The sequence below is a fragment of the Acinetobacter sp. Ver3 genome (genome assembly GCF_000632455.1).
Lineage (GTDB): Bacteria > Pseudomonadota > Gammaproteobacteria > Pseudomonadales > Moraxellaceae > Acinetobacter.
Genome location: NZ_JFYL01000124.1, coordinates 1 through 3,414, shown reverse-complemented (window position 1 = coordinate 3,414; position 3,414 = coordinate 1). Strand labels below are relative to the sequence as shown.

Below are 3,414 nucleotides of genomic sequence, written 5' to 3'. Positions count from 1 at the left end.
AAAAAAAAGCCAGACTGGTGGAGCAATCTGGCAAAGCGTCAAGATGAGTCACCCGTGACAGGTGATGTTTCCTGAGTTCAGGTTTGAGTTGTTCCGAACTTAAGCCTGAATAAATTCAGCCACAGCTCGGTTAAACGCCTGTGGTTGTTCAACATTCGAAATGTGCGAAGCATTAATCTCAACAAGTTGACTACCCGCAATCGCTGCTTGCATAAACTGACCATCTGCCACAGTGGTCACAGGGTCTTGTTGACCTGCAATAATCAATACAGGAATCGAAATCTTTTTGAGTTGTTCACGCACATCCGCCTTAGCCAAAGCTTCACAGCAGCTTGCATAACCTTCAGGGCTGCCAGCTCCTAAGTCGTTTGAAAGTTTTTCAATCACTGCTGGGTTGCTTTGGATAAAGGGATCTGTAAACCAACGACCTGCAGCCGTTGATGCAATCGGTGCTAAACCTTGTTCACGAACCAATACGGCACGATCATTCCAAGCATTTTCATTGCCAATTTTAGCGGCTGTATTACACACAATCACATGACTAAAGCGTTGAGGATGATTGATCGCTAACCATTGACCTGTCAAACCACCCATCGAAATACCACAGAATGCAGCTTTTTCAACATTTAAATGGTCGAGCAAATTCACCACATCTTGACCAAGTTGATCAATGGTATATGGACCTTGAGGCGCATCCGATGCACCATGACCACGCGTGTCATAACAAATCACATAATGAGAGCTTTTAAAAAACTCAATTTGTGATTGCCACATGCTGAAATTTGTCCCTAAAGAGTTAGAGAAAACAAGAGCAGGTTTGCTTGAATCACCAAAAGTTTGATAATTGATTTGCACATCATTTGAAGAAAAAGTAGGCATAGAATCCCTCCCGACCTCCCTTTAGAAAAGGGAGGGGGTTTTTAATAGTTAAACACGTTCAATAATTAAAGCGATACCTTGACCCACACCAATACACATAGAGCACAATGCATATTTGCCACCAGTTGCTTCAAGTTGATTCAGTGCAGTCGTCACCAAACGCGCACCTGATGCACCCAATGGATGACCTAATGCAATTGCACCACCATTTGGGTTTACACGTGCATCATCGTCGGCTAAACCTAGGTCACGTGTACATGCCAATGCTTGTGCTGCAAATGCTTCGTTCAGCTCAATCACATCCATTTGCTCTAGTGTTAAACCTGTTTGTGCTAACAGTTTTTTAATCGCAGGTGCAGGACCAAAGCCCATAATGCGAGGTTCAACCCCAACAGTGGTTGCACCAATTACTTTGGCACGAGGTTTTAAACCATATTTTTCAACAGCTGCATCAGACGCAATCAAAATTGCAGCAGCACCATCGTTAATGCCTGATGCATTACCTGCGGTTACTGTACCGTCTGCTTTTACAACAGGTTTTAACTTAGTTAACGCTTCTAAAGTGGTTGATGCACGAGGATGTTCATCTTTTGCCACCACAACCGCATCACCTTTACGCTGTGGAATAGTCACAGGCACGATTTCTTGATCAAAGAAACCACGTGCTTGCGCTGCAGCCGTACGTAGTTGGCTGGTTAAAGCAAATTGGTCTTGATCAGCACGACTAATATTGAACTGTTCAGCCACGTTTTCAGCCGTTTGCGGCATGGTTTCAACACCATACATTTCTTTAAGCTTCGGGTTGATAAAACGCCAGCCCATGGTGGTGTCTTCAATCTTTTGACTACGACCAAATGCACTCTCAGATTTACCCATCACAAATGGGGCACGTGACATAGATTCAACACCACCTGCCACAATCACGTCAGCTTCACCTGCTTTAATGGCACGCGCGGCCATTGCTACGGTATCGAGTGATGAACCACATAAACGATTTACTGTGGTTGCAGGTACTGTATAAGGAATACCTGCTAAAAGCGCCGACATACGACCGACGTTACGGTTATCTTCACCGGCTTGGTTGGCACAACCAAATAAAACGTCATCGACGACATTCCAATCCACAGAAGGATTACGTTCCATTAACGCTTTTAATGGCACTGCACCTAAGTCATCCGCACGGACAGGTGCTAAACCACCGGCATAACGACCAAAAGGCGTACGGATGGCATCAATGATATATGCGTTTTTCATAGTGTAAGATCCTAAAACCAGTCTTAAGCCTGAGTGGCATCAATGAGTTTGGCACCCGTCATCGATTGAAGCTCTTCAAAAGATAAGCCTTCAACTTTCTCAATGACTTTCATGCCATCTGCCGTCACATCAATCACACAAAGGTCCGTATAAATGCGGTCCACACATTTCAAACCTGTCGCAGGATAAGTCAGCTCAGCAACGATTTTAGGTTCGCCTTTTTTAGTGACATGATCAGTGGTAATAAAGACTTTCTTCGCACCCACAGCTAAGTCCATCGCACCACCCACAGCAGGATGGCATCAGGTGCACCGGTATGCCAGTTTGCCAAGTCACCATTTTCAGCGACTTGGAAAGCACCGAGTACAGCGATGTCTAAGTGACCACCACGCATCATGGCAAATGAGTCACCATGATGGAAGAAAGCTCCGCCTTCTAATAAAGTCACAAACTCTTTACCCGCGTTAATTAACTCAGGGTCACGGTCTTCTTCTGCAGGGGGTGGACCAAAGGCCAATAAACCATTTTCAGAATGTAAAAAGACATCTTTGTCAGCAGGTAAATAGCTCGAGATCTTGGTCGGTAAACCAATCCCAAGGTTGACATAAGCACCATCAGGAATATCTTGTGCAACACGTTCAGCAATTTGATCACGGGTTAATTTTTGATAACTCATTTTATTTCTCCAATCTCAAATTACTGTGCAGGTTGAACTTGTACAACGTGTTGTACAAAGATCCCAGGGGTGATGATGTGTTCAGGATCTAAGGCACCGAGTTCCACGACTTCTGATACTTGTGCGATGGTGATATCTGCTGCCATGGCCATAATTGGACCAAAGTTACGTGCAGATTTACGGTACACCAAGTTCCCCCAGCGATCGCCCTTATGCGCTTTAATTAACGCAAAGTCAGCTTTGATTGGATTTTCTAAAACGTAGTCCTTACCTTCATAGTTCATGGTCGGTTTGCCTTCAGCGAGCAAAGTACCAAAACCTGTTGGTGTGTAGATTGGACCTAAGCCCATACCCGCCGCTTGAATACGGCAAGCCAAGTTGCCTTGCGGTACAAGTTCTAACTCGATTTTGCCTGCACGGTAGAGTTCATCGAAGACATAAGAGTCAGACTGACGAGGAAAGGAACAGATGATTTTACGCACAGCGCCTGCTTGTAACAGTTTAGCCAAGCCGTAATCACCATTACCTGCGTTGTTGTTGACGATCACTAAGTCTTTAATACCGAGTTCAATTAAGCCATCGATGAGTTCAGCAGGCTGACCTGC

Annotated in this window: 3 protein-coding genes and 1 pseudogene; all 4 read right to left on the bottom strand. The window is 44.8% G+C overall.

Annotated elements, in window-relative coordinates:
• Positions 1-99: 99 nt before the first annotated feature.
• Entirely contained in the window at positions 100-879 is a 780-nt protein-coding gene (gene pcaD / locus CL42_RS15695; RefSeq protein WP_035270776.1) for a 3-oxoadipate enol-lactonase, read from the bottom strand.
• Between the two features lie 48 nt (positions 880-927).
• The gene (pcaF, locus tag CL42_RS15690; RefSeq protein ID WP_035270775.1) at positions 928-2,133 is read right to left on the bottom strand and encodes a 3-oxoadipyl-CoA thiolase; all 1,206 of its coding nucleotides are present in this window, start codon (positions 2,131-2,133) and stop codon (positions 928-930) included.
• Between the two features lie 23 nt (positions 2,134-2,156).
• A pseudogene (locus tag CL42_RS15685) lies at positions 2,157-2,809 on the bottom strand (3-oxoacid CoA-transferase subunit B).
• A gap of 20 nt (positions 2,810-2,829) precedes the next feature.
• Positions 2,830-3,414 (bottom strand): 3-oxoacid CoA-transferase subunit A (locus tag CL42_RS15680; RefSeq protein WP_035270774.1); only part of this gene is annotated, 585 nt, incomplete at its 5' end.

Coding starts and splice junctions, on each gene's coding strand:
- pcaD (WP_035270776.1), bottom strand. CDS start 879: ATGCCTACTTTTTCTTCAAATGATGTGCAAATCAATTATCAAACTTTT.
- pcaF (WP_035270775.1), bottom strand. CDS start 2,133: ATGAAAAACGCATATATCATTGATGCCATCCGTACGCCTTTTGGTCGT.